Source organism: Bradyrhizobium sp. STM 3566, assembly GCF_045571445.1.
Lineage (GTDB): Bacteria > Pseudomonadota > Alphaproteobacteria > Rhizobiales > Xanthobacteraceae > Bradyrhizobium > Bradyrhizobium vignae.
In genome coordinates, this window is the sequence record NZ_CP120692.1 from 2494728 (window position 1) to 2517136 (window position 22409).

General features: G+C 62.0%; 20 protein-coding genes and 6 pseudogenes. 11 read left to right on the top strand and 15 right to left on the bottom strand.

The window, feature by feature from the left end:
- Positions 1-210 precede the first annotated feature (210 nt).
- The gene (locus tag P6U27_RS11815; protein WP_129144119.1) at positions 211-1326 is read right to left on the bottom strand and encodes an acyltransferase family protein; all 1116 of its coding nucleotides are present in this window, start codon (positions 1324-1326) and stop codon (positions 211-213) included.
- Between the two features lie 324 nt (positions 1327-1650).
- Between P6U27_RS11815 and gmd the strand changes: the two genes are divergently transcribed.
- Positions 1651-2721 (top strand): GDP-mannose 4,6-dehydratase, encoded by a 1071-nt coding sequence (gene gmd / locus P6U27_RS11820; protein ID WP_407194084.1) that lies wholly within the window; start codon positions 1651-1653, stop codon positions 2719-2721.
- Complete coding sequence (locus P6U27_RS11825; RefSeq protein ID WP_407194085.1) at positions 2702-3679, top strand: GDP-L-fucose synthase family protein; 978 nt, start codon at positions 2702-2704, stop codon at positions 3677-3679. The genes gmd and P6U27_RS11825 overlap by 20 nt, the downstream gene beginning before the upstream one ends.
- Positions 3680-3902: 223 nt before the next feature.
- On the opposite strand, the pseudogene P6U27_RS11830 reads toward P6U27_RS11825, so the two are convergent.
- The 5 genes and pseudogenes from P6U27_RS11830 to tnpA (P6U27_RS11850) all read right to left on the bottom strand — a co-directional run.
- Positions 3903-4438: pseudogene (locus P6U27_RS11830) on the bottom strand (YqaJ viral recombinase family protein); the annotation flags it as partial.
- A 317-nt stretch (positions 4439-4755) separates the two neighbouring features.
- Positions 4756-4998 (bottom strand): hypothetical protein, encoded by a 243-nt coding sequence (locus P6U27_RS11835; RefSeq protein ID WP_209296668.1) that lies wholly within the window; start codon positions 4996-4998, stop codon positions 4756-4758.
- A 2-nt stretch (positions 4999-5000) separates the two neighbouring features.
- Positions 5001-6650, bottom strand: coding sequence for an IS66 family transposase (gene tnpC / locus P6U27_RS11840; protein WP_407121193.1), 1650 nt, complete (start codon positions 6648-6650; stop codon positions 5001-5003).
- Positions 6651-6695: 45 nt separating this feature from the next.
- Entirely contained in the window at positions 6696-7040 is a 345-nt protein-coding gene (gene tnpB / locus P6U27_RS11845) for an IS66 family insertion sequence element accessory protein TnpB (RefSeq protein ID WP_407194086.1), read from the bottom strand.
- The gene (tnpA, locus tag P6U27_RS11850) at positions 7037-7444 is read right to left on the bottom strand and encodes an IS66-like element accessory protein TnpA (RefSeq protein ID WP_209296671.1); all 408 of its coding nucleotides are present in this window, start codon (positions 7442-7444) and stop codon (positions 7037-7039) included. The genes tnpB and tnpA (P6U27_RS11850) overlap by 4 nt, the downstream gene beginning before the upstream one ends.
- An 85-nt stretch (positions 7445-7529) precedes the next feature.
- On the opposite strand from tnpA (P6U27_RS11850), the gene tnpA (P6U27_RS11855) reads away from it, so the two are divergent.
- The 5 genes and pseudogenes from tnpA (P6U27_RS11855) to P6U27_RS11875 all read left to right on the top strand — a co-directional run bounded on the left by tnpA (P6U27_RS11855) (position 7530) and on the right by P6U27_RS11875 (position 10726).
- Positions 7530-7910: an IS66-like element accessory protein TnpA gene (tnpA, locus tag P6U27_RS11855; protein ID WP_407194087.1), complete on the top strand. Its 381-nt coding sequence runs from the start codon at positions 7530-7532 to the stop codon at positions 7908-7910.
- Positions 7910-8784 (top strand): annotated as a pseudogene (gene tnpC / locus P6U27_RS11860) (IS66 family transposase); the annotation flags it as partial. The gene tnpA (P6U27_RS11855) and the pseudogene tnpC (P6U27_RS11860), both read left to right, overlap by 1 nt.
- Before the next feature lie 297 nt (positions 8785-9081).
- Entirely contained in the window at positions 9082-9645 is a 564-nt protein-coding gene (locus P6U27_RS11865) for an HAD-IIIA family hydrolase (protein ID WP_129144117.1), read from the top strand.
- A gap of 62 nt (positions 9646-9707) precedes the next feature.
- Positions 9708-10103, top strand: coding sequence for a hypothetical protein (locus P6U27_RS11870; protein ID WP_407194088.1), 396 nt, complete (start codon positions 9708-9710; stop codon positions 10101-10103).
- Positions 10104-10360: 257 nt separating this feature from the next.
- The gene (locus P6U27_RS11875; RefSeq protein WP_407194089.1) at positions 10361-10726 is read left to right on the top strand and encodes a hypothetical protein; all 366 of its coding nucleotides are present in this window, start codon (positions 10361-10363) and stop codon (positions 10724-10726) included.
- Between the two features lie 188 nt (positions 10727-10914).
- Here P6U27_RS11875 and P6U27_RS11880 read toward each other — a convergent pair whose 3' ends face one another.
- From P6U27_RS11880 to P6U27_RS11895, 4 genes and pseudogenes are all read right to left on the bottom strand, one after another.
- Positions 10915-11097, bottom strand: coding sequence for a hypothetical protein (locus tag P6U27_RS11880; RefSeq protein WP_129144115.1), 183 nt, complete (start codon positions 11095-11097; stop codon positions 10915-10917).
- A gap of 165 nt (positions 11098-11262) precedes the next feature.
- Entirely contained in the window at positions 11263-11451 is a 189-nt protein-coding gene (locus P6U27_RS11885) for a hypothetical protein (RefSeq protein ID WP_407194090.1), read from the bottom strand.
- A 54-nt stretch (positions 11452-11505) separates the two neighbouring features.
- The gene (locus P6U27_RS11890) at positions 11506-11766 is read right to left on the bottom strand and encodes a hypothetical protein (protein ID WP_129144114.1); all 261 of its coding nucleotides are present in this window, start codon (positions 11764-11766) and stop codon (positions 11506-11508) included.
- Positions 11767-11810: 44 nt separating this feature from the next.
- Positions 11811-11961, bottom strand: a pseudogene (locus P6U27_RS11895) (single-stranded DNA-binding protein); the annotation flags it as partial.
- Positions 11962-12539: 578 nt separating this feature from the next.
- Between P6U27_RS11895 and P6U27_RS11900 the strand changes: the two are divergent.
- Positions 12540-13175: pseudogene (locus P6U27_RS11900) on the top strand (helix-turn-helix domain-containing protein); the annotation flags it as partial.
- 60 nt (positions 13176-13235) lie between these two features.
- On the opposite strand, the gene istB (P6U27_RS11905) reads toward P6U27_RS11900, so the two are convergent.
- Together istB (P6U27_RS11905) and istA are read right to left on the bottom strand one after the other, a co-directional pair.
- Positions 13236-14099, bottom strand: a complete 864-nt coding sequence (gene istB, locus P6U27_RS11905) for an IS21-like element helper ATPase IstB (RefSeq protein WP_407120139.1) — start codon at positions 14097-14099, stop codon at positions 13236-13238.
- Positions 14096-15355, bottom strand: coding sequence for an IS21 family transposase (istA, locus tag P6U27_RS11910; RefSeq protein WP_122402137.1), 1260 nt, complete (start codon positions 15353-15355; stop codon positions 14096-14098). The genes istB (P6U27_RS11905) and istA overlap by 4 nt, the downstream gene beginning before the upstream one ends.
- Positions 15356-15501: 146 nt before the next feature.
- Between istA and P6U27_RS11915 the strand changes: the two are divergent.
- Both P6U27_RS11915 and istB (P6U27_RS11920) read left to right on the top strand, forming a co-directional pair.
- Positions 15502-16410, top strand: a pseudogene (locus tag P6U27_RS11915) (Mu transposase domain-containing protein); the annotation flags it as partial.
- 11 nt (positions 16411-16421) lie between these two features.
- A pseudogene (istB, locus tag P6U27_RS11920) lies at positions 16422-17166 on the top strand (IS21-like element helper ATPase IstB).
- Positions 17167-17679: 513 nt separating this feature from the next.
- Here the strand turns inward: istB (P6U27_RS11920) and P6U27_RS11925 are convergent.
- The gene (locus P6U27_RS11925) at positions 17680-18903 is read right to left on the bottom strand and encodes a phenylacetate--CoA ligase family protein (RefSeq protein WP_129145992.1); all 1224 of its coding nucleotides are present in this window, start codon (positions 18901-18903) and stop codon (positions 17680-17682) included.
- Positions 18904-18989: 86 nt separating this feature from the next.
- Here P6U27_RS11925 and P6U27_RS11930 point away from each other — a divergent pair, with 86 nt between their 5' ends.
- Positions 18990-20141 (top strand): AGE family epimerase/isomerase, encoded by a 1152-nt coding sequence (locus P6U27_RS11930; RefSeq protein ID WP_407194091.1) that lies wholly within the window; start codon positions 18990-18992, stop codon positions 20139-20141.
- A gap of 11 nt (positions 20142-20152) precedes the next feature.
- Here P6U27_RS11930 and P6U27_RS11935 read toward each other — a convergent pair whose 3' ends face one another.
- Entirely contained in the window at positions 20153-20992 is an 840-nt protein-coding gene (locus P6U27_RS11935; protein WP_122402325.1) for an ABC transporter ATP-binding protein, read from the bottom strand.
- Between the two features lie 133 nt (positions 20993-21125).
- Positions 21126-22409, bottom strand: a complete 1284-nt coding sequence (locus P6U27_RS11940; protein ID WP_129145990.1) for an ABC transporter substrate-binding protein — start codon at positions 22407-22409, stop codon at positions 21126-21128.

Sequence of the window (22409 nt, forward strand, 5' to 3'; positions counted from 1 at the left end):
AGTGGCGGTGCGGTTCTCGAACGACTGAGCCTATGGGCCGATCTCGGGAGTGCGAGAGGTGTTTCGGTGTTTCCAGCTAAAGGCGATTTGTTGGTCGCACATTTTATCGCTTCTCAAGTCGATACGATCATCCTGTCAGGCAGCGATCCGCTACCCCAAAAGGGCCAATTAGAATCGGCGTGTTTCCGCATATCATGCAGAACCGACTCCTCATTGCGCTTCTGTCGATTGAGACTGCTTGGCTTCCCGCAGGAGAAAATCGCTATCGCGTCCTTGCGACAGTAGGCTTTGGCGTTGACCAAAAAAAATCAAAGCCGTCCATGAATTGAGTCTCAGTGCTGTGGACACCGCCAGACTGTACAGTATGGGCGCTATGATCGGAGGCCACGTTCCAAGAACGTGGAAGTGGATTGCATAAATATCCAAGGATCGTTGGCCAAGAAACGGAAGCGGCCGCTCCAAGAAAACAGGTAGGCGACGATAGATGCTCCCCGCAAGGTCGACGAACGCCAACGTGCCGGCTGCGGCGACAATCATAACGTAGATGGAATTGATCGAACGGGGCGAGGCCCAGGAGACGGGAAAATAAGCGATAACCGACGATACGTTCGTCCGATGCCAGAAAGGGACGAGGGCCAAGAAGACTAGATAGGGAAGCGGGCGAAGGATTGCTGGTAAGCCGCGGGAGAGGGCGATCTGGTAGACTAGGCCTGCGACAAAGTAGGGAAAGTGCACTCGCGCGAGATAGAGACCGAACCCGTTGGGAATGCAACGACTGACCAAGTTCACCAAAAAGGTTGCAACAATCAAGGCACCAGCCTGCGTCCAGGGGTTGCCCCAGGAAAGTGCTTGGTCCTGCGGAGCACATCTACGGAAAACGATTATGAGCCAGGTGGCCACGGTCAGCGCGACACTGCATTGAAAAAGCGCCAGCAGGAACCAAAGTCCTTTATCCGGGAACGCAATGACCTTAGCCATATGGGCAACAAAGTCGCCCAGCGGGTGTAAGAAATAACTGACAATCGCCCATGCCAAAAATGGAACCAGGAGTCGTTGCGCTTTTTTCCAAAGGTCGTCTCGCAAAACCGAGACGTTGGACCCAGCGGCGATTTGTCGTTGGTAAACGAATGATGCAGTCATGCCCGAGACAAACATGAACATGGGCATGTGGAACGCGTAGATCACCCGAAAGGGCCAGTATTCGTCAAAATCCGGTGTTGCCCCCTGGAACGTGTGACCAGCTACCACTGTCATGATTGCGAGCCCCTTCAGGCAATCTAAAAACCCGTCGCGGTCTGCAGCCTGGGACAATCTATCTTCGGGCATGATGCCTCTTATGGAGGTGATGCAAAACAGTATAGCACAGCCGAGAACCGGTAGAGCTTTTCCAAGAGCGTTCTTCCAAGAGCATCAAGTCAATCCTTGCGGGCCGGCACACTGGCATCGCTCCGCTCTCCACGACAAGACCCAAGATGCGCGAGCATTGGTTCTGGCCTCCCCCGCCATAGTATGCCCATCCAATCTCGAGTTTCCTCTGACCGGGCTTGACCTGTCCTCGAGTCTGTGTCCAAGAAGGATGGTGAGAACAGGCTTCATTTTCGTCCCGTATCGGCATTGCGCCTGCGCCGCGGGTTCTAGAGACGCTAAGCGATGACCAAGCAGATTGCTCTAATTACCGGCGTGACTGGCCAGGACGGTGCCTACCTCGCCGAACATCTGCTGTCGCTCGGATACATCGTGCACGGCATCAAGCGACGCTCGTCCTCATTCAACACCGGGCGCGTAGATCACCTTTATCAGGACCCACATGTCGGCAACGTGCCCTTCCTGATGCACTACGGCGACATGACCGATTCATCCAATCTGATCCGCCTGGTGCAGCAGATCCGGCCGACCGAGATCTACAATCTCGCCGCGCAAAGCCACGTTGCCGTCAGCTTCGAGAGCCCTGAATATACCGCTAATGCGGATGCGATTGGCGTGCTGCGGCTTCTGGAGGCGATCCGCATTCTCGGTATGGAGAAGGAGACGCGGTTCTATCAAGCCTCAACTTCCGAGCTCTATGGCCTGGTGCAGGAAATCCCACAGAAGGAGACCACGCCATTCTATCCGCGCTCGCCTTACGGCGTGGCCAAGCTCTACGGCTACTGGATCACGGTAAACTACCGCGAAGCATATGGCATGTTTGCATCCAATGGCATCCTGTTCAATCATGAGAGTCCAATCCGCGGGGAGACCTTTGTAACCCGCAAGATCACCCGCGGCGTCGCCCGCATAGAGGTCGGGCTGGAGGATACACTCTATCTTGGGAACCTGGAGGCCAAGCGCGACTGGGGGCATGCGCGCGACTATGTGGAGGGCATGCACATGATCCTCCAAGCCGACAAGCCGGACGATTTTGTGCTCGCCACCGGGGAGATGCGTTCCGTGCGGGAGATGGTCGAGCTCGCCTTCGGGCAGGTCGGAAGACGCATCGAATGGCGCGGGCAGGGCGTGGAAGAAACCGGCGTTGATCTCACGAGTGGCAAGACGGTGGTGCGGATCGATCCCACCTATTTCCGGCCGACCGAGGTCGATCTCCTTGTGGGGGACGCGAGCAAAGCGCGTCAGGTGCTCGGCTGGAAGCCGAAGCGGAGCTTTGCCAAACTCGTCGAGGAAATGGTAGCGAGCGATCTAGCCGAAGCAAAACGGGACGCCGGAAGTGGCAAGAGTACCCTTTGAGCTCAGAGGCAAGAGCGTCTATGTCGCCGGCCATCGCGGCATGGTCGGCAGTGCGCTCCTGCGCCGGCTCGCCCGGGAAGACGTCAGGCTCGTGACGGTCGAGCGGCACGAGGTCGATCTCCGCAACCAGGCTGCTGTGTTCGACTGGTTCGCGCAGATGCGGCCGCAAGTCGCGTTCCTCGCCGCCGCAAAGGTCGGCGGCATTGTCGCCAACGACACGTTGCGCGCTGAGTTCATCTACGACAACATCGCGATCGCGACGAACGTTCTCCATGCGGCGCATCAAAGCGGCGTCGAAAAATTGATGTTCCTGGGATCGTCCTGCATCTATCCGAAGCTCGCACCGCAGCCTCTGCATGAAGACGCCATGCTCACAGGCCCTCTGGAGTCGACCAACGAGCCCTATGCGATCGCCAAGATCGCCGGCATCAAGATGGCAGAGGCCTATCGTCACCAGTACGGGAGCGACTTCATCAGCGTGATGCCGACTAATCTCTACGGCCCCGGCGATAATTATCATCCTGAATTGAGCCATGTGGTGGCGGCTCTTATTCGCCGCTTTCACGAGGCGAAGGTGTCGGGCGCGAGAACCGTGGTGGTGTGGGGCACGGGCACGCCGCGGCGCGAGTTCCTATATGTCGACGACATGGCGGATGCCTGCGTGCACCTCATGAAGAGCTATTCAGGTGCGGAGTTGATCAACGTTGGCACAGGCATGGATATTACCATAGCTGAGTTCGCACATCTCGTGGCAGACGTCATCGGCTACATCGGCGAGATTCATTTCGACACCTCTCGCCCAGATGGGACGCCGCGCAAGCTGCTCGATGTCAGTCGTCTCACGAACCTAGGCTGGTGTGCGGCGACGTCGCTTCATGATGGTCTGAAGCGCACCTATGCGGCGTATCTGTCCCACGAGTACAATACTGAGATTGCGAGTAGCACGGGCTCCCTCTAGCTCTATCCAAGGAGGCGCCACAGGCCTCCTTTGAGGCGTTTTAGATCAAGCGTGATCTGATCCATATCCATCAGAGGCTCACATCCCGTGGCACCTATTCCGGAGCTGAGCAAGTAAGAAGTGAGAATTGGATTTGTAGCTTCGCCGCTCAGGACGCTGTAGCGCGTCGATCTGGAACTCTCTCACCTTGATTGACGCGCTCTTCCTGATCGGCGCGCGACAGGACGCAGCGCCAGAACTTCTTCTCGGCAGTGAGGAGGAGATGTGGTAGAGCGGATCGGCATGGATTTTGATCTCGACCCATTTGCCGCCCCCCGATGATGATCGAGAGCACCGCGTTGCGGGGAGCAATCACCCACATGTTGTGCTGCAGCTGCGCCATATGCTTCTCGGCCGCGGCCTCCTCCGAAGGCCCAGGGCCGCATGAATTTGGCTTCGAAAAGGGCGCCGGTCTGTTCGACGGTCCCGTCCAGCGTTGCCGCCATCCATCTGTGCACGGGATGGCGGACGCGCTTTTTGGATGTCTTTGATCGTGTGACCGCTTGCCCGCTGATACCACGCGCGGTTCAAGACCTCAGTAACCGTGCCGAGCTGGACAATGAGATTGTCCTAAAGATCCTCAGGCTCTGCTTCGCCGCGTTTTTCGCGCTAAAGGCGAATAAGGCTCTCCTGGTTGTCCCCGATGATGATGCGAGCGTCCGAGCCGCCGATGAAAAGGCGCCGATCGTTCGGGTTGAATGTGATGATTTGATTTGGCACGTCTGCGCCATTCGTTTGAACGGTTGTCACCGGTATCTCCTACGCAAGAACAAGCGGCTTTACATGCCGCACTGCCCGAAGCCCCGTGGCCGCGAGGCGAGATACCGGCGCTATAATCGCGTTGGCGCCCGGCCAACTCAGTAACGCTCCAATCGCGCCGGATCGCCAGTCCTTTCTGCAGCAACATTGTTGTTCGTTTGTATCCGCCCGGTGAGGGCCGCCTTGCCTAATGAGGCGTATTGTTGAGAACTGTCCTTATGGACAGTGATAGGCGCAGTGCCCAAGGTATCCATCCGGGCTAGACCGCGGACAGGAGCTCACCGATCCCAGCGCTTGAGGAGCTCGGGGTCGTCCTTGTGCATCCTGATGAGCTCGGTCAGGTTCTCGATGCCGAAGTCGGTGAACGCCATGACCTGGTCGTCACCTATGCCGTAAACCCAGATGACGCCATCCTCAGTGTCCATTCCGTTGGCCACGTCCCAGAGCCAGTCCTCGTCTTCGCCGAGGTCTTTTGCGACGCGAGCGATGGTGAAGACGGCGTGAACCTTGTTGACGTGCATGGCTACGCCGCCGGGGCGGAGGACCTCGGCGCAGGAGGCGTCCAGTTCCAGGGCAGCAACTCGCGCAGGCGGTTCTGCGGCATGTCGGCGATGCGCGCGAAGACGTCGGCAAGCCAGGCTTTCGGGTCGATGTCGTTGAGACGCGCCGTCATGAGAAGCGTGGCCATCACGGCAGCCCGCTCGGCGCCGCGATCAGAACCGGCGAACAGCCATGCCTTTCTTCCCAGAGCAAAACCGCGCAACGCTCGCTCCGCTGCATTGTTCGTCATGCAGATCCGTCCGTCGTGGACAAGGCGGGCAAAGCCCTCCCAGCGGTTGAGCAGATAGTTGATCGGCTTAATCACGTTGGACGAGCGTGAGAGCCGGGCAGATTCCGCTCGGAGCCAAGCCTCAAGGTCGGTCAGCAGTGGCGCGCTTCTCTCCCGGCGGATCTGCAGCCGCTCCTCAGCGCTCAGCCCATAGATGTCGCGCTCGATCTCGAACAATTGGTCAATCCGACGAACCGCTTCCAGCGCAATGGGCGAGATCGCGGTCGCCGATCTTCCGCGGCGAGCGTTCTGGGCGATGTCGGCAAGTTCGAAGAACGCCCTCCGTCCATGTGCCCAACAGAAGGCGGGCGTGGCCGGCAACGCCTTGCGTCCGGGATCGAAGAGAGCGTTGAACCCGCTATAGGCATCGGCCTGCAGGATGCCAGCGAAGTTCTGAAGATGCCGCGCGGGATGCTCGCCGCGCCGATCACGTGAGGCGTAGAACAGCGCCGCCGGTGGATCTCGCCCGCCGAATGGCCGATCGTCGCGAACATAGGTCCAAATCCGGCCGGTATCTGCTTTCCCTTTCGCCAGGATCGGTATCTTGGTGTCGTCACCGTGGAGCCTGTCGGCGGAGAGCACATAGGCTTCGATCAGTTCAAAGAGCGGCCTGACCGCAAAGGCTCCTGCGCCCACCTGGTCCGCCAGCGTCGAGACCGACAGGTCGATCCCCTCGCATTTGAAGCGCTGGCTCTGTCGGTTCAACGGCTGATGCTGACCAAATTTGTCGTACAGGATCGTCGCCAGAAGCTGCGGTCCGATATAGCCCCGGGCTGTGGCATGGAACGGCGCCGGCGGCTGCGTGATCGCCTCGCAATCCCGACAACTGAACTTCTCCCGGACTGTGTCGATCACCTTGAACCGGCGTGGGATCTCCTCCAGTGTCGAGGTCACGCTTTCGCCGAGCTTCGACAGCCGCGTCGACCCGCAGCAGGGGCATTGCGTCGGAGCCGGCAGGATGACGCGTTCTCGCTCGATGTCGTCGGGGAAGGGCTGACGCACCGGCCGCTTGCGCTCAAACGAACGCACCGTCTGCGTCTTCTCGGCCGCCTTCTCGGCGGCCAGCTCATCCTCGGTCGCCCCCGCCTCGAGTTCCTCAAGCTCTAGCTCCAGCTGATCGAGCAGCCGCGCCGACCGCTCGGAGCGTGCGCCATATATCGTGCGTCGTAGCTTCTCGATCTCGAGCTTGAGGTGGGCAATCAGCGCTTCGGTGCTCGATTGCTTCGCCTGGGCATTGGCCGCTTCAGCAAGCCTGGCTTCCGCCGCAAGCCTGGCAGCGCGCTCGGCCAGGATCATTGCATGCGCGGCGACAAGATCGGGCGGCAGGTCGGCGCTGGAGTCCATAGCCAGATGGAATCACATTCGCGGCCAAACTCAAATAACAAAGTCTCAGCCCACACTGGTCGGACGCCAGGACTCCTGGGGATTGCGCCAGTCGATGCCGGACAACAGATAGCTCATCTGCGCCTGCGAGATCGACACTACGCCGTCCGCCAGCGACGGCCAGACAAAACGACCTCTCTCGAGTTTTTTCGTAAACAGGCATGCTCCCTGGCCGTGCCAGATCACTTTCAATAGATCGCCTCTGCGTCCGCGGAAGCAGAACAAATGACCACTCAGCGGATCGCGGCGCAGCACCTCTTGCACCTGCAGTGACAATGAGGCGAAGCCTTTACGCATGTCGGTGTGGCCCGTCGCCAGCCACACCCGAACTCCCGTAGGAACCGGAATCATCGCGGATCCAAAACCTCGATGATCCGGCGAAGCGCCTCAACGTCAACGCCCGCATCAACAATGACCCGCCGCCTGCCGGTTAGCTCGATCTCGATCCGACGCTCCGTCGAATGTACGGTCGCGCTCTCCGATGACGCCGCCACCGACGCCGCGGGCACCCCCTCGGCCACAACTGCCCTGACAAAGCCAGCCTCGGATTTGGTCCCCGTCGCCGCGAAGGCTCTTCGCCAGGTCACCAATAGAGAACGCGACAAGCCGTACCGCCGGGCTGTCGCCGCAACCAGGCGCGGCTCGGATAGGCTCTCCAAAACAATCCGCGCCTTCTCTTCCTCAGACCAACGCCGCCGCCGGCCCGTATCAACCACTTCCAGTCGATTCAACGTACTGATCGTATGGCTGTCCATACGTACAGTTCTCAACCATCAGGCCAGCCCGCCGCAAGGCGTCTCTCCTCGGAGGCTTACTGCCCAAGTCGAACGGCTTGAGGTGGTGGACACGGGCCGGCGACGGCGCTGGTCCGAGGATGAGAAGCTCAAGATCGTCCTGGAGAGCTTACAGGGGCCGCGCCAGGTCGCTGCAACCGCGCGGCGGTACGGCGTTTCGCGCTCATTGCTGCTGCGATGGCGACGGTCGTTTCGGCCCGAGCCGAAGGATGCCGCCGATCAACCTGGCTTCGTACCGGCGGTAGTGGTCGCGGAAGCAGGACCGACGTCCTGTCCAGTCGCTCCGGCCAACGACGGCGGGTCGATCGAGATTGAGTTTACGGCCGGGGCTCGGATGCGGATCACGGGCGCGGTCGACGCGGCGCAGGCTCTTTGTGCATTGGCAACTCGGCGATGGCGGCAAGCTTGCCTGATGGGAGCAGGGTGAGGCGAGAGTCTCACGCCCGGTTCTGCGAGAGGCTGGAGGTGAAATCCCTCCGGCCTACTCACCCCACGGTGCCGGTCCTGGCCAAGAGCAAGACCAGGACTGGCCGGCTCTGGACCTATGTGCGCGACGACCTCCGTTTGCCGGCCCAAATCCGCCGGCGGCCGTGTTCTTCTACTCGCCCGACCGTGGCGGTGCGCATCCAGAGCAGCATCTGGCGGGCTATGCCGGACTGATGCAGGCCGACGCCTACGCCGGCTTCGGCAGGCTCTACGAGGCCAATCGCAAGGGCGGCCCGATCATCGAGGCCGCGTGCTGGGCGCACGGCAGGCGCAAGTTCTTTGACCTCGCGCGGCTCAGCAAGGCGCCGATCGCGGCCGAGGCGGTCAAGCGCGTCGATGTTCTGTTCGCCATTGAGCGCGAGATCAACGGTCTTACTGCGCAGGAGCGTTTGCGTGTGCGCCAGGAGCGTAGCCGCCCCCTGATCGTCGAGCTGGAGGCGTGGTTGCGCGAGCAGCGCGCCAAGCTCTCCAGGAACAACGACACGACCAAAGCGATCAATTACTGCCTCAGCCGCTGGGATGCATTTAGCCGCTTCATTGATGACGGACGGCTTTGCATGTCGAACAATGCTGCTGAGCGTGAGCTACGGGCGGTCGCCGTGGGGCGAAAAAATTGGATCTTAGCCGGGTCCGATGAGGGAGGACGGCGTGCAGCTGCCATCTACAGCCTCATCGCCACCGCCAAGCTCAATGACATCGACCCGCAGGCTTGGCTCGCCGACGTGCTGGCGCGCCTACCGGATCATCCCGCCAAGCGCATCCACGAACTCATGCCCTGGAACTGGCGACCTCAGAACGTCGCTCAGGCCGCATAAGCGCGGTCAGCCATGCGTTCAAAATGACCTAACTAGGGGGCCGTCACCGGACGCGTACGTTCGTTTTGGCTGCAAGAATGGCTCTTGTTCTCACGCGCTTAGGGCAGGGATGAGGGGAGGCGGACCAGCATCAAAGCGACAAAACGAAGCCAATTTACGCTTCAACAGCAAACAGCTGCATGCGCAAGAGGCGCAGCGCAGAGAAGGATCATGATGCTGTCCGACTGCGACTTGTTGAAATGGAGCAGTGATTGTCGGAAGATCAGCAGTATTCCTCCGAACGTGGGTGAGTGAGCTTTGAAGCGTCCAGCAGTTTTCTTTGATCGTGATGGCGTTCTCAATGAGGACGACGGCTATGCTTTTGATCCCAACAAAATCCGGTGGGTGGAAGGAGCCCAACAAGCCGTAAAGGCAGTCAATGACGCCGGATATTTTGCGTTTGTCGTAACGAATCAATCGGGTATTGCGCGGGGCTATTATGAGGAGCGGCATGTTCGCAATTTGCACGAATGGATGTCGCGTGAGCTGGCCATCGTTGGTGCGCATATCGATGCGTTCGAGTTCTGCCCACATCACCCTGATGGACTGATTGAGCGATACCGTGTCCTTTGCAATTGTCGCAAGCCGCAGCCGGGGATGATTAGAGCTCTGCTTGAGCGATACCCGGTGGATATCGATGTTAGCTTCATGATCGGGGACAAGCAGAGCGACCTTGCTGCGGCGCAGGCGGCCGGCATTGCAGCCTATCTGTTCAATGGGTCTAACCTCCATACCTTTATCGCTCCGCTGTTAACGACGCGATCCCATAATCGTCCGCATCAAGCACTGTCGCATCGTGGAGGCGCGGGAACAGAGGATTGATGCTGTCGGCTTCGCGATTAGAAGTTCGGTCGATTGCTAGCTGACGAAATCAAGGAGGGAATTTGGCGTCTAAGCAACAGATCGAAGCCAATCGGGCAAACGCAGCCAAGAGTACAGGCCCGCAAACGAGCGCTGGGAAAGCAATATCGAGCCGCAACGCTTGTCGGCATGGTTTGTCTCGTTGGAACGATTCCGATGCTTCTGATTTCGCCGGGTTCGATGCAGTGTTTGCGGAGGAGTTCAAAGGCGCGGGTATGGAGATCGCGCTCCAAGATCTGGCTCAAGCCAGGACTCGACAAGATCGCTTGCGAGCTATTCAGCTTGATCTGATCTTGGCTGTGATCGAGGGCGCCGAACCAAGACAAATGAGACTTCTGCACGGGTTGGAACGTTATGAGAAGGCTGCCCTGTTGCGGCAGCGGCGAGGATTCAAACACATGAAGCGGAACAATGGATGAGACCTCAAGCTTGGCTGGGTATCGAAGCAGGAACTCAAGCATTCCGAGCTCAGCTGGAGAACATCATCCCGACGGCTAGATGCATCACTGCTAGGCATTTAATCCGAAGACTTGGAGGCGGCATCTGCTGGCGGTGGCCGTCACCATCGGCCTTTTCCTGCTCTACGCGATGGTGCGGCCGAACCTGCGTCGATCCCGGCCCGGCGATGAGCTTCCTCGCTGGTCCCATTCAAGTCTGAGATAGGCGACTGAGCTACTTGGGTCGCATTTTTGATTGGCGACCAACTCTCTACCAGGCTCTAGCGGTCGGCGACCTGCGGCGTACCGAAAACCCGAAATGGGAACTTGCATCGTCGGGCAAAACAGTGGTTCATAGGGGGCTGGTTCAGCCGCAAATGGAGCCCAGCGCAATGGCCGAAGAATGTAAGCCGTTATCCGATCTGCCGGAAGTAACTAAGCTTAACGGAGAATTTCGAAAGAATTACGGAAAGATCCTCGGAGCCTTCCTGTATCTGCGCTCAATCAGCGCCGCCCGTGGGCGTTCCTGGTTTTGGACCGCATTGCTTTCGACCGCTTGCTCGACGGCGCTGGCGTGGCTCGGGAAGCGGGGTATGCTGCTGTAAGCTGCCGGCTGATAGCTTTCTGAGCAAGGCCATTGTCCCTCTGGAAGCGCATACGGACCCTCGCTGCCCCGGTCAATCTGGCATGATCTCCGTTTCGCAAGTTGCCAACGGAGGTCGGAATGGCTCAAGTCGCCTCAATTCTTGCCAGGCTGCTCGTCGAACCAGCACCTCGCGAAAGCACGAGAAGGCTAGTCGCGATCACGGCTCGTGGAGGTGAAGTCACGAGCGGCAAGCTCCAATTCGAGGTCAATAATCCGCTCGAAGATATGAGCAGCAATCCTCTCAGATTCCTGAACGGTCAATGACCGGATGCCGATGGACGTGAGTTCGTCTCTTAGGATTTTCGCGACAATCGACTTGACACCGGCCATTGTCGATCGCACCCCCGGACTGCGCTGCTCTGCGACCTGCCAAACTCACTTCGGCAATTTTCGAAATCTATATCGGTTGCTCGGCTAAGCGGCCTTCTTTGAGAAGAGTTTTGCGCAACCGAACGAGCATTTCCTCTTCAGCAAGATCAACGCCCCGCTCCTCGATCATCTTAACGCTGAAGAAGACCTCGCGATCAATGATGGGTTCGATGCAGCCCTCGCTTCGGATCCCTTGTTCAGGCGGATTTTTGACGCGGCCTGCCGTAGCTTCTGGGACTTTCGGTTGAAGATCAGGTTTCCGATATAGCTCTCATTTCTGGGAACAGTGCCAGCCGCGGCGCGGGTCCATGGCACGCCCGTACTTGAGACGAGCCCTTTTTGCTTGAGCTCCCAAGCGATGACTGTCTCCTACACCTCCAGGAACCTTTCGAACATCCACTTCACGACCACGATTTCCATGGGGTCACCTGGTCGAATGCGGATGTGGTCGGTCAGAAGGTACTTCCGTTCCCCCTTTTTCATCACTCGTCTCGTCTGCATTTTTTCGTCGACGAGCTCCCGCACGAGCGCGTAACCGGCACGTCCGCAAGGCTTGTAGCCGAGCCGCGCAAAGCGGCATTGACCGGCGTAGACCTTTGCTGACAGCTCGCGGCTGTACTCGGCGGCCATCACGCGCTTGATGTTCTTGACGATGCAAGTTCGCCCGCCAAAGTCTCATCGCCATGCCAATGCAGCCTGGTGGTGAAACCGGCAAAGTGGGACGGTGAACTCGTCGCTGACCTTGCGCCCGAGCGCCCGCGGCTGGGCGAATGTCAGATGATGGGCATCGCATGGGGTTTGCCGGCACACCCGGCAGGGCTGCGTCGGAGGCCAGTATCGATGCGGAGGCCTTTCGCCATTGCTTGCTTGAGCGGGTGAGATCCATCGCCGGTTGGCTGAACTGAGTTCGCGCCGCGACAAAAACCTGCGGCTGCTTGAGGACTACCGGGCCGGCTTGGCGAGACCAACGCATCCGGCCGAAGGCACCGCTGTCATGATTAGTGGCGACGATGGCGACTGAACGTCAGATCGCGGCCAACAGGCGGAACGCGCAGAAGAGCACGGGGCCGCGAACGGCGGCGGGTAAGCGGCGCGCGGTAGGCAACGCCCACCGGCACGGATACCGGTTTGAGCCGCTCTGGTTTCTGCCATCCTCTGATAGGAGCCGATGCACGACCGCGGCCTGGCGCTCAGCTTCCGTCGCGTGCGGATTCCGCTCGATGTCGCCCAGCATCCGAGATGATCTCGCCCACCTTTCCGATTTGAAGTCGCCCACCCATTCCGAGATGATGTCGCCCACCGTTCCGGGATGATGTCGCCCGGGTGACGAGGCCTCTTCTGGTTCCCTTAGGGTCCCCCTTTCGGCTTGCGAAGGGACCCTGGATGCCACGGAGAGGCTTGCGATGCGCCGTGTGCGCGATGTGATCAGGATGAAGGCGGCTGGGCTGCCGAGCCGCGAGATTGCGCGGCGAATGGGCGCGGCGCCCTCGACAGTGCGGCTGACCATCCGGCGGTTCGAGGCCGCAGGCCTGAGCTGGCCGTTGCCCGACGAACTCACGGACACGGCCCTGGAGGCCCGCCTGTTCGCCAAGACCGGCAACGGTAACCGGCAGGGTCATCGCCGCATCGCCGAGCCCGACTGGGCGGCGGTGCACCGCGAGCTCAAGCGCAAGCACGTGACGCTGTCGATCCTGTGGGAGGAATACGTCGGCGCCGCGCCCGGCGGATACCGGTACTCGCGCTTCTGCGAGCTTTACCGCGCCTGTGAGGGACGCCTGTCGGTGACGATGCGCCAGGCGCACGCGGCCGGCGACAAGCTGTTCGTCGACTACGCGGGCGACGGCGTGCCGGTGGTGGTCGACCGCCTCACCGGCGAGCGGAGGACGGCGCAGATCTTCGTCGCCGTGCTCGGCGCCTCGAGCTTCACCTACGCGCAGGCGACGTGGACGCAGGGGCTCGCCGACTGGATCAGCGCCCATGTTGGCGCCTTCGCGGCGATCGGCGGCGTCCCTGCGCTCTTGGTGCCTGACAACTGTCAACGGCGCACGGAATCTCCTCAGAAGTGGCGCCGCAAAATTCCCCAGTTGGCGGGATGGCGATCAGCCGTCGACGTGATCAGCACCTCCGTCTTTTGGTGGACGGCCCCGCCGTTTCAGGGTCGGGGGAATGGGGTTCGCGGTTGCCTGCGTTTTGTGTCGGATCGTCTCGGGGACGAGATCAGCATGTTCGCGTAGGCGATAGCTCGAGCCCTCGATTTGGATGACGACGGCGTGGTGAAGCAGGCGATCGAGCAGCGCGGTAGCGACGACGGAATCGCCGAAGATCTCTCCCCACTCGGCGAAGCCGCGGTTCGAGGTTAGGATCATAGCGCCTTTTTCATATCGGGCGTTGACGAGCTGGAAGAACAAGTTGCCGCCACCGGGAGTGACCGGGAGGTAGCCGATTTCATCGACGATGAGCAGCGCGAACCGGCAGTAGTAGCGGATCCGCTCGCGCAGAGCGCCGTCACGTTCGGCCTTGGCGAGCGAGGCGACGATATCGGCGAGGGAGCTGAAGTAGACGCTGCGCCCTGCCTTAACGGCCTCCACGCCGAGAGCGAGGCTCAAATGGGTCTTGCCGGTTCCTGGTGGCCCGATGAGATGGACCGCCTCGGCCCGATTAATGAACTGCAATCCGGCGAGCGCCAGGACGCGGTTTTTGTCGAGCGACGGTTGGAAGGCGAAGTCGAAGCCGGCGAGCGTCTTGATGGCCGACAACTTGGCCATTTGAACCGCCATTTTGATGCGACGGTTCTCGCGCATCGTGAGTTCTTCGGTGAGCAAGGCATCGATGGCGTCGAGGGCGCTAATTTCGCCGCGTTCGAGGCCGCGCAGGGTGACATCGAGGATTTCCAGGGCGCGCGGCATCTTCAGACTGACCAGGTTGGTCTTGACGCGCTCGATGACGGAGGAAGCACTCATCATACGATCTCCTGGGCTGCCAGGCGGCGACCGACGGCCGCGTAGAAGTCAAGCGAGCGACGAACGGCGTGGTCACCGGCGCGCGTGAGGGTGACGGGTTCTGCACTGCCTGGACGGCGTCGGCCGAAGCTGGCGAGCTTGCGATGTGCCGGATCGAGCCGCTTCTGGCCCCGACCTTCGAGCGGGGCATGACTTGCCACCAGCACGCTGCCCTCGAAGATGCGGATTTCGTCGGCGAGGACGTGGACGTCGAAGACCCGCCGCCGCGTCGTATCAGGCACGCTGTACAGATTGCCGCCGACGCTCACCATGCCTTCGTGCGAGGCCCGTCGCTCCAGATGCAACACCGCCCGGTAGGGCGCGCTCGGCAAGGCTTGCAGTGCCGCCTTTTCCTCGGCGAAGGCCTCATTGACGACCCGATGGGTCGTGGCATGCACCCGCGGATTGGCGACGGTATCCAGCCAATGGCGGAGCTGGCCGTTGAGGTCGTCCAGATTGCGGAAGACCCCGCCGAGGAAGAAGTCCTCGCGGATGTAGCGGAATGGCCGCTCGACCTTGCCTTTTGTCTTGGGCCGATAAGGCCGGCAAGCGCGCGGCTGGAAGCCATAATGGCGAGCGAGATCGACCAGCGCGCGGTTGTAGACCACGAGCCCCTCGGCGTCCTGGCCAAGGACAGCGGTCTTCATGCGGTCGTAGAGGATCTCGCGCGGAGCGCCGCCGATCGCTTCCAGAGCGGCGATATGGCAGCGAAGCACTGTTTGCAGGTCCTGATGGACAACGAACCGCGCCCAGATCAGTCGTGAGTAGCCGAGCACCATCGAGAACAGCCAGACGATGCGCTTGACTCCTGGCTCATCGACAAACTGGACCTCGAACCTGGCGAAGTCGACTTGCGCCTGCTCACCTGCTGGAGTTTCAAAACGCACTTCGAAGGCTGCCGGCTGGGCAGGCCGCAGCTCGCGCACGCGATCGCGTACGATGCTGTAGCCGCCGACGAAGCCGCGTTCCTTGAGCTCACGCCACAGCCGCACGGCGGTGAGCGCAGGATAGGCAGCCAGCCGCTCACGCAAATAAGCTTCGAAGTGGTCGACAATTCCGGGCCGCACCGCTCGCTTTTTGTAGACCGGCGGCTCCAATCCTTTGGCGATGTAGGCCCTGACTGTCTTTCGATCGACACCAAGTTGCCGGGCGATAGCGCTGACCGACAGACCTTGGCGATGCAAATCCAGGATCATGACAAGTTCCCCAAGTTTGAGCACCGCGCCCTCCCTTCCGCCTGCAGGAGGAACGTCGGCGATTCGACGCGACGGCCGACCGGCCAGGGCATGCCCTGGCCGGTCGGCCGTCGCGAAAACTGGGGAATTTTCAAATGCCATAAGTGGGGAGAATTACTCCGCCACTCACAGACAACACCAAAGTCGCAGTCATCAAGGCGAGCCTCTACGACCCGCAGATCAATCGCACGTATGCGGAGATGGCCGCGCATTACGGCACGGCCGTCTTGCCGGCGCGACCGCGCAAGCCGCGCGACAAGGCCAAGGTCGAGCAGGCCGTCCTCATCATCGAGCGCTGGCTGCTCGGCCGCCTGCGCCACCGCGTCTTCTACAGCCTCGCTGAGGTCAACGCAGCGATCGGCGAGTTGCTCACCAGGCTCAACGAGGAGCGGCCGATCCGACGGCTCGGCGTGACGCGCCGCCGGCTGCTCGAGGAGGTCGACCGGCCGGCGCTCAAGCCGTTGCTGGCAAGCCCCTACGTCCTCGCGGAGTGGCGGATCCGGCGCGTCAGCCTCGACTACCACGTCGAGGTGGAGAAGCATTATTACAGCGTTCCGCATCGCTTCGCGCGTGCCGAGGTCGAGGTGCGGTTCACCGCCCGCACCGTCGAGATCTTCCACAAGGGCGAGCGGATTGCCGCGCATCAGCGCATGAGTGGCAATCACAAGCACACCACTGTGCCGGAGCACATAGCCTCAGCCATCGCCGCTACGCCGGCTGGACCATCGTGCGCATCCGTCAGGACGCCGCCGCGATCGGCCCGGCGTCCAGCGCATTGTGCGACCTCATTCTCGACGAGCGCTCGCACCCCGAACAAGGCTTCCGCGCCTGCCTCGGCATCCTCAGACTCGCCGCCTCCTATGGGCGCGAACGGCTGGACGCGGCGGCTGCGCGGGCGATCGACATCGGCGCGCGCACCTATGGCTCGGTCAAGTCGATCCTCGCCAAACAATCTCGATCGGCGTCCTGCTCACCAGCGCTCCGCGGACGATGCGCCGATCCTGCATGCCAACATCCGCGGACCGCGCTACTACAATTAGGAGACCATCCCTTGCTCACTCATCCGACCCTCGACCGCCTCAACGCCCTCGGCCTCCACGGCATGGCCAAGGCCTTCGCCGACATCGAAGCCGCCGGCGAGGCTGGCAGCCTCGGTCACGCCGAATGGCTTGCTCTGCTGCTCGAATGTGAAGCCTCGCTGCGGCACGACAAACGGCTCGCCACTCGCCTGCGCTACGCCAAGCTGCGCCAGCAGGCGTGCGTCGAGGACATTGACTACCGCACCCCGCGCGGCCTCGACCGCCCACTGTTTGCCAAGCTTGTCGAGGGACGGTTGGATCGACGACCATGCCAACCTGCTGATCTGCGGCCCGGCCGGCGTCGGCAAGAGCTGGCTCGCCTCGGCGCTCGGCCACAAGGCCTACCGTGATAATCGCTCCGTGCTCTATCAACGTGTTCCGCGGCTGTTCGATGACCTCGCTCTCGCGCGCGGCGACGGCCGCCATCCACGCCTATTGCGCGGCCTCGGCCGTGTCGATCTGCTGATCCTCGATGATTGGGGGCTCGAGCCGCTCGATGCCGGCGCCCGTCATGACCTCCTGGAAATCCTCGAAGATCGCTACGGTCACCGTTCCACCATCGTCACCAGCCAGCTCCCCATGGACCAGTGGCATGTGCTCATTGGAGATCCCACCTATGCCGACGCCGTGCTCGATCGCCTCGTCCACAATGCCCATCGGCTCGACCTCACCGGCGAGAGCCTGCGCCGAACTCGGCAATCCGCCCGAAAGACCTGAGCCCGTAACGCTGTGGACATGCCGCTTCGCTTGGACAACGCCAGGCGTTGCCCACATGCCCACAGCAACCGCAACAGAAGCAGAAGAAGTTCAAGCCGCGATTCCAGGTTGACCAAGCGGCTCGCCAAATGCCAGAGAAGCTACCGCCAGAATGCCTCGTCACCGGGCGAGATCAAATCGGAAAGGTGGGCGACATCGTCTCGGAATCTCCGAGCGAATTCATATCGGTACACCCGGGCGACTTCGTCGGAATTCGCACGTCGCGGGGCTGAACAAGGTAAGGGAGCATCCTTGAAGCTACATGCCTGCGCAGAACGAACCCAATCAAGTCGACAAATCAGGCCTTTGAGGTGGGGCACCGCGCCATGAACCCGCTGCGGCGCGCTTCCACCCCGCGTGGTGCGCGCACCAGAAGCGTGCCAGAAATCAACGCTTGCTTTTATGCGATCGGCCGCTCCCCGCGCTGGCAGAAATCCCTGTTCACAAGAAACTGAGGTTTGGGGGTAGGGCCTCTTAGCGCTCGTCCGCGATCACCTTGCCATCGTTGGGCAGCACGCCGGGGCTGACCAGCTCGACGGTGCCGCCGAGTTTCGTCACGGCGCGCAAGGTGCCTGCGATCTCTTCGCGTAGCGCCTCGCTCGCCGCCGCCGTTTCCGCTTTCAGCGTCATTGCGTCGGTCTCGCCCTCTCGTGTGACGACGAGGCGTAGTCTGCCGAGCGCGGAATGACGCTTGCCGATCTCGGCGATCTGCTCGGGACGGACGAACATGCCCTTGACCTTGGTGGTCTGGTCGGCGCGGCCCATCCAGCCCTTGATGCGCATATTGGTGCGCCCGCAGGGGCTCGTGCCGGGCAAGGCCGCGGTGAGATCGCCGAGCGCGAGCCGGATCCAGGGATGGTGCGGGTCGAGCGAGGTGACGACGATCTCGCCGACGTCGCCCGGCGCTACCGGATCTCCAGTACCGGGCTTGACGATCTCCAGGATCAGGTCCTCATTCACGACCATGCCTTCGCGCGCCTCGGTCTCGAACGCGACAATGCCGAGATCGGCGGTGCCGAAGGCCTGATAGGCGTCGATTCCGCGCGCCTTGATCTGTGCCTGGAGCGAAGGCGGGAAGGCCGCGCCCGAAACGAGCGCGCGCTTGATCGAGGAGACGTCGCGACCCGAGCTTGCGGCGGCGTCGAGCAGGATCTTCAGGAAGTCCGGCGTGCCGCTATAGCCGACCGGCCGGTAGGCCTCGATCAGCTCGAATTGTTGTTCCGTATTGCCCGGGCCAGCCGGGATCACCGCGCAGCCGAGCGCGCGCGCCGACGCATCGAAGATGAACCCCCCGGGGGTGAGATGGTAGCTGAAGGTATTGAGGACGATGTCATCGGGACGGAACCCGGCCGCGAACAGCGCCCTCGCGCCGCGCCAGGGATCGGCCTGCCGCCCTTCCGGCTCGAAGATCGGGCCGGGGGAGGTGAAGAGGCGCGCGAACGAGCCGGGAGCTCCCGCGACGAAGCCTCCGAAGGGCGCAGACGCCTTGTGCATGGCGGGCAGTTCCGACTTGCGCAACAGCGGCAGGCCTGCCAGAGCCGCCCTGGAGGTCACGGCGGCGGGATCGAACCCTTTGAGCCGCTCGGCATAGGCCGGGGCGGCCATGGCGGCTCGCAGCACTTCCGGGAGGCGGGCGAACAGGTCGGCCTCGCGCGCGGCTTGCTCACGCGTCTCGCGCGCGTCGTAATGGGCGGTCATGGCTATTTTTTCCGTGTTGGCATCCGTTGCGCGCCGCCACCGGCATGGCTATCAGACCGCCATTGGCGAGGCTTGAAGGGGACCCGATGGCGGACGAAGGAATCATTGCGGCGGACGAGGCGTCGAACGTCGTCGCGCGCCTGAAGCGCCGCATGATCGACGAGGCGCTGCCGCTGTGGTCGACGATCGGCTGGGATCACGCCGCGGGCGGCTTCATCGACCGGCTGCACCGCGATGGCGCAGCGGATGCGGCCGCGCCCCGGCGCGTGTTTGTGCAGGCCCGCCAGATCTGGTGCTACGCCAAGGCGGCACAGATGGGCTGGTATCCTGACGGGCGCACCATCGCGCTGAAAGGGCTGGAGCATCTGCTGGGCAGAGCGAAATCGCCCGATGGCCGGCCCGGCTATGTGCACCGGCTGACGCCGGAAGGATCGGTGCTGGATGCCCGGCGCGATGCCTATGACCACGCATTCATCCTGTTTGCGCTCGCCAGCGTCTATGCGCTCGACCAGGATGCACAGGTCCGCGCCGAGATCGATGCGCTGCTCGCCTTCCTCGACGGCCATCTGCGCTCGCCGCATGGTGGCGTTCACGAAGGCCTTCCGGTCTCGCTGCCGCGCCGGCAGAACCCGCACATGCATCTGTTCGAGGCGATGATCGCGTGCTTCGAGGCGACCCACGATCTGTCGTTCCAGAACCGTGCCGGAGAATTCTTCGCACTGTTCCTGGCCAATCTCTACGACAAGCAGAAGCACGTGTTGTCGGAGTATTTCGAGGAGGACTGGTCGAAGATCGAGCCGGTCAGCGTCGAGCCGGGCCACCAGGCGGAATGGGTCTGGCTGCTGAAGGGATTTGAGCGCATGACGGGTTGTCCGACCGGGCAGCGGCGTGCGGAGCTGCTGGCGACCGCGCTGCGCTATTGCGACGGGGCGACGGGCTGCCTGATCGACGAGGGCGATGCGAGCGGCAACATCCGCCGCAGCACGCGCCGGCTGTGGCCGCAGACCGAGATCGCGAAGGCGTGGATCGCGCAAGCCGAGTCCGGCCAGGCGGGGGCGGCGGATGAGGCGCGCGCGGCGCTGGTGCGGCTCGAACGGCATTATCTCAGCCATCCCGTGAAGGGCGGCTGGTACGACCAGTTCGATCGCGACGGTAAATCGCTGATCGACACCATTCCTGCCTCTTCGTTCTATCATGTTCTCTGCGCAGTCACGGAAGCGGAGCAGGTGCTGGGCTAGGCTCTTGCGGATCACAGCCACCGCTTGCGCCGCTTGAAGCTCTTGAGATTCTTGAAGCTCTTTCGCTGGTCGCCGGCGCCGCCGAGGTAGAATTCCTTGACATCCTCGTTGTCGCGCAATTCGTCGGCGCTGCCATCGAGCACGACCTTGCCCTGTTCCATGATGTAGCCGTGGCTTGCCACCGAGAGCGCAGCGCGTGCGTTCTGCTCGACCAAGAGGATGGTGACGCCGAGATCGCGGTTGATCTTCTGGATGATCGAGAACACTTCCTTGACCAGCAGCGGCGACAGGCCCATCGAAGGCTCGTCCATCAAAATCATCTTCGGGCGCGCCATCAGGGCGCGGCCGATCGCGAGCATCTGCTGCTCACCGCCGGAGAGATAGCCGGCAAGGCCAGTGCGCTCCTTCAGGCGCGGGAAGTAATTGAAGACCATCTCGAGATCGGCATCGATCTCGCGGTCCCTGCGGGTGAAGGCGCCGAGCTTGAGGTTCTCCAGCGACGTCATGTCGGCGACGATGCGCCGGCCCTCCATCACCTGGAAGATGCCGCGGCGGACGATCTTGTCGGGGTCGATGCCGTTGATCCGCTCGCCTTCGAACAGGATCTCGCCGCGCGTCACCTCGCCGTCTTCGGTCTTGAGCAGCCCCGAGATTGCCTTCAGCGTCGTCGACTTGCCGGCGCCGTTGGCCCCCAGCAGCGCCACGATCGCGCCCTTGGGCACGTCGAGGCTGAGGCCGCGCAGCACCAGGATGACGTCGTCATAGACGACCTCGATGTTGCGCACGGCGAGGAGGGGCGGTGCGGGCACGATGCTGGGGGAGGGACGCTCGATGGGAGCCGTTTCAGTCATGCTTGAATACTCTCTCGGTGTCGTCACGGCTCTAGCCCGTCATTCCGGGGCGGTCCGCAGGACCGAACCCGGAATCTCGAGGTTCCGGGTCCGATGCTTCGCATCGTCCCGGAACGACGGACGCACTAGGGCCTCACCACCCCAGCAATTCCGGCTTGCGCGGCAGCTCGACGGTCTTGACCTTCTCGAGCTTGATCGTCCCCTTGGCCATGAGGTCGTTGAGGTCGCCGTCGGTCGCGCCGGAGACCTTGGTGCGATAGAGATCGACCTTCAGCGTGCCGCGGTGGTCCTTGTCGGTCCAGGTCGAGGGATTGCAGACGCCTTCCATTCCGGCCGGCACCCAATCCTTCTTCTGGTAGAAGCCTTTGGCGACGTTCTCGCCGTTGGCGCCACCATTCTTGGCGGCCCAGTCGATCGCCTCCTTCATGTACAGCGCTGAGCAGACGGCCGCGACGTAGTGCACGGGACGATAGACTTTGCCGGTGGGGTCGGACATCTTCGAGATCTCCATCACCGTCTTCATGCCGGGCGCATCGCCGCCCCAGCTCACCGCGGTGCGCAGCGGGAAGATCACACCATTGGCGGCATCGCCGGCGGTCTTGGCGGCGTTCTCGTCCATACCCCAGACATTGCCGAGGAATTGGATATCGACGCCGGCGGTCTTGCAGGCCTTCATCACCGAGATGTTGGAGGCGGCGGTGTTGCCGAGATAGGCGTAGTTGGCGCCCGAGGACTTCAGGCTCAGGCACTGCGCACTGTAGTCACCGGGCGCGAGCGCAAACACCAGCGGCGGCAGCACCTCGAACCCGAGCTCCTGCGCCATGGCTTCACCGGCGGCCTTCGGTGCGTTCGGATAGGGATGGTTGGCTCCCATGTGCACGAATTTGGGCTTGCCGGGCTTGCCTTTGGCCTTCCAGTCCTCGGCTGCCCACATCAACATCGCGCGCAGCGCGTCCGAATAGCTGGGGCCGTAGAAAAAATTGTAGGGAGCAGGCTTGGCCTTGCCGCTGACACCTTCGGGATCGGTGAGGGCGGCGGCATAGGAGCCGGACATGTCGGGGATCTTGTCCTGGGCGAGGAAGCCGGTCAGCGCCTCGGTGTCGGCGGTCCCCCAGCCCATGATCGCCGCAACCTTGCTGTCCGGTGCCGACCACTTCTTGTAGAGCGCGATCGCGCGGGGCACCTGGTAGCCGTAATCGTTGGTGTCGAGGCTGACCTGCTTGCCGCCGATGCCGCCGTTCTTGTTGACCCAGGCGAAGGTGTCGGCGACGGCCTGTCCATACGGCGTGCCGACGTCAGAGGTGCCGCCGGAATAATCGGCGAGATGCCCGATCGCGATCTGCGCCTGTGCGCTTGCCGAGAATGCGGCGATCGCCAGCGCGAGCGATGCGGTGCTCAAAAAGGTCTTCATCGTCAT

Excerpts from the sequence above, each read along its gene's own strand:
- P6U27_RS11925 (WP_129145992.1), bottom strand. The coding sequence starts at position 18,903 with ATGACCGCCCATTACGACGCGCGCGAGACGCGTGAGCAAGCCGCGCGC.
- tnpB (WP_407194086.1), bottom strand. The coding sequence starts at position 7,040 with ATGATTCCGGTTCCTACGGGAGTTCGGGTGTGGCTGGCGACGGGCCAC.
- P6U27_RS11815 (WP_129144119.1), bottom strand. The coding sequence starts at position 1,326 with ATGCCCGAAGATAGATTGTCCCAGGCTGCAGACCGCGACGGGTTTTTA.
- P6U27_RS11835 (WP_209296668.1), bottom strand. The coding sequence starts at position 4,998 with ATGCACGTCAACAAGGTTCACGCCGTCTTCACCATCGCTCGCGTCGCA.
- P6U27_RS11890 (WP_129144114.1), bottom strand. The coding sequence starts at position 11,766 with ATGGCCGCCGAGTACAGCCGCGAGCTGTCAGCAAAGGTCTACGCCGGT.
- P6U27_RS11940 (WP_129145990.1), bottom strand. The coding sequence starts at position 22,409 with ATGACGATGAAGACCTTTTTGAGCACCGCATCGCTCGCGCTGGCGATC.
- tnpA (WP_209296671.1), bottom strand. The coding sequence starts at position 7,444 with ATGGACAGCCATACGATCAGTACGTTGAATCGACTGGAAGTGGTTGAT.
- istB (WP_407120139.1), bottom strand. The coding sequence starts at position 14,099 with ATGATGAGTGCTTCCTCCGTCATCGAGCGCGTCAAGACCAACCTGGTC.
- gmd (WP_407194084.1), top strand. The coding sequence starts at position 1,651 with ATGACCAAGCAGATTGCTCTAATTACCGGCGTGACTGGCCAGGACGGT.
- P6U27_RS11930 (WP_407194091.1), top strand. The coding sequence starts at position 18,990 with ATGGCGGACGAAGGAATCATTGCGGCGGACGAGGCGTCGAACGTCGTC.
- P6U27_RS11880 (WP_129144115.1), bottom strand. The coding sequence starts at position 11,097 with ATGGCCGGTGTCAAGTCGATTGTCGCGAAAATCCTAAGAGACGAACTC.
- tnpC (WP_407121193.1), bottom strand. The coding sequence starts at position 6,650 with ATGGACTCCAGCGCCGACCTGCCGCCCGATCTTGTCGCCGCGCATGCA.
- P6U27_RS11935 (WP_122402325.1), bottom strand. The coding sequence starts at position 20,992 with ATGACTGAAACGGCTCCCATCGAGCGTCCCTCCCCCAGCATCGTGCCC.